The 4,451-nt window shown below is 68.7% G+C and carries 7 protein-coding genes; 1 reads left to right on the forward strand and 6 read right to left on the reverse strand.

Annotation, left to right across the window (positions count from 1 at the left end; all coding sequences use genetic code 11):
• The 4 genes from VJS38_RS07635 to lepB all read right to left on the reverse strand — a co-directional run.
• A partial coding sequence (locus VJS38_RS07635) for a recombination protein O N-terminal domain-containing protein (RefSeq protein WP_324087556.1) occupies window positions 1-290 on the reverse strand: 290 nt, incomplete at its 3' end.
• 302 nt (window positions 291-592) lie between these two features.
• The gene (gene era, locus VJS38_RS07640) at window positions 593-1,525 is read right to left on the reverse strand and encodes a GTPase Era (protein WP_324087557.1); all 933 of its coding nucleotides are present in this window, start codon (window positions 1,523-1,525) and stop codon (window positions 593-595) included.
• Window positions 1,522-2,247 (reverse strand): ribonuclease III, encoded by a 726-nt coding sequence (rnc, locus tag VJS38_RS07645; RefSeq protein WP_324087558.1) that lies wholly within the window; start codon window positions 2,245-2,247, stop codon window positions 1,522-1,524. The genes era and rnc overlap by 4 nt, the downstream gene beginning before the upstream one ends.
• Before the next feature lie 10 nt (window positions 2,248-2,257).
• Entirely contained in the window at window positions 2,258-3,040 is a 783-nt protein-coding gene (gene lepB, locus VJS38_RS07650) for a signal peptidase I (protein WP_324087559.1), read from the reverse strand.
• Between the two features lie 275 nt (window positions 3,041-3,315).
• Here lepB and VJS38_RS07655 point away from each other — a divergent pair, with 275 nt between their 5' ends.
• Complete coding sequence (locus VJS38_RS07655) at window positions 3,316-3,747, forward strand: hypothetical protein (protein ID WP_324087560.1); 432 nt, start codon at window positions 3,316-3,318, stop codon at window positions 3,745-3,747.
• 12 nt (window positions 3,748-3,759) lie between these two features.
• Here the strand turns inward: VJS38_RS07655 and acpS are convergent, their stop codons facing one another.
• Together acpS and VJS38_RS07665 are read right to left on the reverse strand one after the other, a co-directional pair.
• Window positions 3,760-4,158, reverse strand: coding sequence for a holo-ACP synthase (acpS, locus tag VJS38_RS07660; protein WP_324087561.1), 399 nt, complete (start codon window positions 4,156-4,158; stop codon window positions 3,760-3,762).
• Window positions 4,155-4,451: pyridoxine 5'-phosphate synthase (locus tag VJS38_RS07665; protein WP_324087562.1), on the reverse strand; the 297-nt coding region annotated here is incomplete at its 5' end. The genes acpS and VJS38_RS07665, both read right to left, overlap by 4 nt.

The raw sequence follows: 4,451 nt of genomic DNA on the forward strand, positions 1-4,451 counted from the left end.
ACCGCGGCGGCGGCGGCGAGGCCGGCAAGCGCCAGCCGGTCGTCGAACAAGGCCGCGGGCCCCTCGCCCAGCGGCTCCAGGCTGGCCGAGCCCAGCTGGTCGGCGACGCGGGCGCGGAACCTGGCGCTCACCTGGGCGCCCGGCTGCAGGAACGGCTTCAGCCGCCGTGACGCCCCGCCCGCGACATGGGCCGCATACTTGCCGTGATGCGCGGTCAGGAACTCGACGATCGCCCCCGCCTCGCCATGGGCGCGGGCGCTCAGCACGAAGGCGTCGTCTTCGAATTCCATTCCTCCATCGATATCGCGTCTCCGCGGCAATGGGGAGGGGCAATGGAAGCCCGGTAAATCAATACCTTATTCGAAAAACTAGCTTGGCGTGCTCAACGCCGACGATTTCATTTTTCACCGGTCTTCCCCGCGAAAGCGGGGATCCAGGTGTTTTTCTCGTTTCTGTGCGGCTGACGCCTTCTTGGTTTCCCCCAAAAAAGCCTGGATCCCCGCTTTCGCGGGGACGAGCGGCAAATAGGGGATGGTCTCCACCCTTCAGCGACATTGAGCACGTCCGCTACCGTGGCGGCCCGGGAGGGGACTTAGACGTCGAAGTCCAGCCCCACGTCGCCGTAGAACTCGCGCTTGTCGGCCCAGCGCTCGTCGACCTGGACGTGCAGGAAGAGGTGCACCGGCCGGTCGAGGATCTCGGTCAGCTCCTCGCGCGCCTTCTGGCCGATCCACTTCAGCGTCTGGCCGCCCTTGCCGAGCACGATCGGGCGCTGGCTCTCGCGCTCGACGTAGATGTTCTGCTCGATGCGCACCGAGCCGTCCTTGCGCTCCTCGAACTTGGTGGTCTCGACGGCGGCCGAATAGGGCAGCTCCTCGTGGACGCGCAGATAGAGCTTTTCGCGAGTGATCTCGGCGGCCAGCAGCCGCGCCGGCAGGTCGGCGGTCTGGTCCTCGGGATAGAACCACGGATTCTCCGGCATCAGGGCTGCGAGCCTGGCCTTCAGGTCGTCGACGCCCGAGCCGGTCGTGGCCGAGATCATGAAGACCTCGGAATAGACCCCGGCGTCGAACAGCCGCTGGGAGAGCGCCAGCAGGCTCTCGCGCTTGACCGCGTCGACCTTGTTGAGCGCCAGGATCGCCTGGCGGTTTGCGCCCTTCAGCCCCTCGACGATCGATTCGACGTCGACCGCGGCGCGCTTGTCGGCCGCCTTGGCCTCGCCCGTCGTCACCGCGATCTCCGCGGCGGCGTCGACCAGGTGGACCACCACGTCGGCGTCCTCGACCCCGCCCCAGGCCGCCCGCACCATGGCCCGGTCGAGCTTGCGACGCGGCTGGAAGATGCCGGGGGTGTCGACCAGCACGATCTGCGCCTCGCCCTCGATCGCCACCCCGCGGACCGGGAAGCGCGTGGTCTGCACCTTCTGGGTGACGATCGAGACCTTGGCCCCGACCAGGCGGTTGGTGAGCGTCGACTTGCCTGCGTTGGGCGCGCCGATGATGGCGGCGAAGCCGGCCCGGGTCATAGTTTGGTGTCCTTCTCGGCCGAAGGGTCCAGCCCCTCTCGTTTCGTCAGCATCACGCGGGCCGCGGCCTTTTCGGCGTCCTGGCGGGAGCGCCCCTGGGCGCGCTCGGGCGCGAAGCCCTCGACCGCCACCTCGACGGTGAAGCTCGGCGCATGGTCCGGCCCCTCGCGCCCCACCACCTCGTAAGCCGGCAGCGGCAGTCCGCGGCCCTGCGCCCATTCCTGCAGCTGGGTCTTCGGGTCCTTCAGCCGCGGCTCGTGCAGCCGCGCGAACTCCTCGCCCCAGAAGGTCAGGAAGAAGGCGCGCGCGCACTCCAGCCCGCCGTCGATATAGAGGGCGGCGATCAGCGCCTCGCAGGCGTCGCCCAGCACCGCTTCGGACTTGCGCGCGCCGATCTTGGTCGCGCTGGCCGAGAAGCGCATGGCCTCGGGCAGGCCCGCGCGATGCGCCGCCCGCGCGCAGGCGTGGTAGTTCACCAGGCTCGCCAGCAGGCGCGACAGCTCCCCTTCCCGGGCGTCCGGATCGAGCGCCATCAGCCGCTCGGCCGCGCAGAGGTTCAGCACCCGGTCGCCCAGGAACTCCAGGCGCTCGTTGTGGCGCACGGTCTTCGCGCCGTCGCCGACGCTGGAGTGGGTCAGGGCCCGCTCCAGCAGGTCGCGATCCTTGAAGTCGTGGCCGATGCGGCGCTCCAGCTCCGCGACGGCGGCGGCCCGGGCGTTCATCGGGCCGCCGTCACTGAAGGACGTGGAAGAACCGGCTCGGCCGCGCGTCCAGGATCCAGGTCCAGGGCTTCAGGACCGACGCGCCCGGTTGCCAGGACAAGAGGATGATCTGCGCCTTGCCGACCAGGTTCTCCGCCGGGACATAGCCTACCCCGCCCGCCTCGGGCGGAACGCGGCTGTCGGAGGAGTTGTCGCGGTTGTCGCCCATCATGAAGTAGTGGCCCTCGGGCACCACGAAGACCTCGGTGTTGTCGAGCTCGCCGTCGGCGCCGAAGTCATTGGTCAGGAAGGTCTTTCCGCCCGGCAGGGTCTCGCGGTAGCTGGCCACGTCGCGGATGAAGCCGTAGCCGGAATCCTCCTTGACCGTCCCCACGAAGGTCCGCGGCACCTGCTTGTCGTTGAGATAGAGCAGGCCGTTCTTCATCTGGATCCGATCGCCCGGCAGGCCGATCACTCGCTTGACGTAGTCGGTGTGGCCGTCGCGGGGCAGCTTGAAGACGACGATGTCGCCGCGCTGCGGCTTGTGCTCGAGAACCCGCCCGGAGAAGATCGGCGGGCTGAACGGGATCGAGTGACGCGAATAGCCGTAGCTGAACTTCGAGACGATGATGTAGTCGCCCTGGTAGAGGTTCGGCTCCATCGAGGCCGACGGGATGGTGAAGGGCTGGAAGAACAGCACCCGCAGCACCAGCGCGATCAGCAGCGCATAGACGACGGTCTTCACGATCTCGACGATCTCGCTTACGGCGCCGGTCTTTTCGGGGGTTTGTGCGGCGTGCACGTTCTCGCTCATGGATGATCCCTGACGGCGTCCGGCGCACCGGACGGCTGTTGCTACGCGTTGCATCGGCCCTGGGCAAGGCCGCGGCCCCTTAAGTCCGCTTCATGCGGCGTCGCGTCCCGGCCGGCCGCCGCAGAGCCTCCAGGGACTCGCCGTCGCTGCGCAAGTTGAGGCGCAAGCTCGGCCGTGGCGTCTTCCTCGCGTCATCTGTTACGCTTATGGAACCGACGCCCTCGGCAAAGGTTGGCGATGGGGTCGATCAGCCAGAAACTATGGAAAGGAGTTCCATGCGTCGCTCCTCCTTTATCTTCGCGGCGACCGCCGCCGCGCTCGTCCTGAGCGCCGGTCAGGCCCAGGCCGCCCAGTGCCGTGACGCTTCGGGCAAGTTCACCAAGTGCCCCGAAGCCACGACCAGCGCCGCCGGCCAGAAGTGCCGCGACGCTTCCGGCAAGTTCACCAAGTGCTCGGCGCCAGGCGCCGTGCCCGTGAACGCCTCGGCCAAGTCGACGACCACGACCACCACCAGCAAGGCTGCGCCGGCGTCGGCGGCCAAGACCACGACGACCAAGACCGAATCGACGACGAAGTCGGCGGCGGCCAAGCCTGAGGCCACCACCAAGAGCACGACGACGAAGACGACCAAGTCCGCGGACAAGGCGGCAAAGAAGACCACCAAGAGCACGACGACCTCGACGACGGCCCCCGCGCCGGCGCACTGAGGACCCGAGCTCCTACTCCGGCAGGGCCTCGATGATCACGAAGGCCTGGGCGTAGGGGTGATCGTCGGTCAGGCTGAGATGGATCACCGCCCGATGCCCTTCGGGCGTGATCTGGCGCAGGCGCTCCAGCGCTCCGCCGGTCAGCGCCATCGTGGGCTGACCGGACGGCAGATTCGCCACTCCCATGTCGCGCCAGAAGACGCCCCGCCGGATGCCGGTGCCCAGCGCCTTGGCGCAGGCCTCCTTGGCGGCGAAGCGCTTGGCGTAGCTGGCCGCCCGGTCGGGCTTGCGCTCGGACCGCGCCCGCTCGATCTCGGTGAAGACGCGGCGGGTGAAGCGGTCTCCGAAGCGGTCGAGACTCTTCTGCACCCTGCGGATGTCCGACAGGTCCGAGCCCAGGCCGATGATCACGCCGCCCGCTCCGAAGCCGCCCGGGCTTCGTCCATCAGCGCGCGCATGCGCTGGATGGCGGGGCCCAGCCCCATGAAGATCGCCTCGCCGATCAGGAAGTGGCCGATGTTGAGCTCGACCAGTTCGGCAATGGCGGCGACCGGCTTGACGGTCTCGTAGTCGATGCCGTGGCCGGCATGGACCTCGAGGCCCAGGCGCGCGGCCTCCGCCGCCGCGGCCCGGAGCTGAGCCAGCAGGCGGCCCGCGTCGGGCGAGCGGTGGCGCACCGCCTCGCAATAGGCGCCGGTGTGCAG

This window comes from Phenylobacterium sp., assembly GCF_035276905.1.
In the GTDB taxonomy this organism is placed as follows: domain Bacteria; phylum Pseudomonadota; class Alphaproteobacteria; order Caulobacterales; family Caulobacteraceae; genus Phenylobacterium.